4 tRNA genes are annotated in these 486 nt (G+C 48.1%); all 4 read right to left on the reverse strand.

From position 1 onward, the window contains the following. Positions 1 to 78 precede the first annotated feature (78 nt). The 4 genes from AC1RPW_RS07910 to AC1RPW_RS07925 all read right to left on the reverse strand — a co-directional run bounded on the left by AC1RPW_RS07910 (position 79) and on the right by AC1RPW_RS07925 (position 486). Positions 79 to 168, reverse strand: a tRNA-Ser gene (locus tag AC1RPW_RS07910). Positions 169 to 207: 39 nt separating this feature from the next. After that, positions 208 to 281 (reverse strand) — tRNA-Ile (locus AC1RPW_RS07915). A 19-nt stretch (positions 282 to 300) separates the two neighbouring features. Beyond that, positions 301 to 374, reverse strand: a tRNA-Met gene (locus tag AC1RPW_RS07920). Positions 375 to 414: 40 nt separating this feature from the next. Then, a tRNA-Pro gene (locus AC1RPW_RS07925) sits at positions 415 to 486 on the reverse strand.

The following is a 486-nucleotide window of genomic DNA, read 5'->3' on the forward strand; positions in this document are numbered from 1 at the left end:
GCAGGATTTGAACCTACGACCTTCGGGTTATGAGCCCGACGAGCTACCAGACTGCTCCATCCCGCGATAATATTAAAAAGGAGGATAAGAGATTCGAACTCTTGCGTGGTTTGACCCACCTGACGGTTTTCAAGACCGTTCCCTTCAGCCAGACTTGGGTAATCCTCCATAAAAAATTAAAAATCTACTTGAATCAGCTACAAGTAATGGACCTTGTAGGACTCGAACCTACGACCGGGCGGTTATGAGCCGTCTGCTCTAACCAACTGAGCTAAAGGTCCAAGCTTCTTACGTAGAAAATAGCGGTGAAGGGGATCGAACCCCTGACCTCCCGGGTATGAACCGGACGCTCTAGCCAGCTGAGCTACGCCGCCATAAAATAAAAACACATAATAAATTTTGGCAATCTATTAATCGGGAAAACAGGATTCGAACCTGCGACCCCCTGGTCCCAAACCAGGTGCTCTACCAAGCTGAGCTATTTCC

It is taken from the genome of Dellaglioa sp. CoH-55-MRSF-8 (assembly GCF_056782195.1).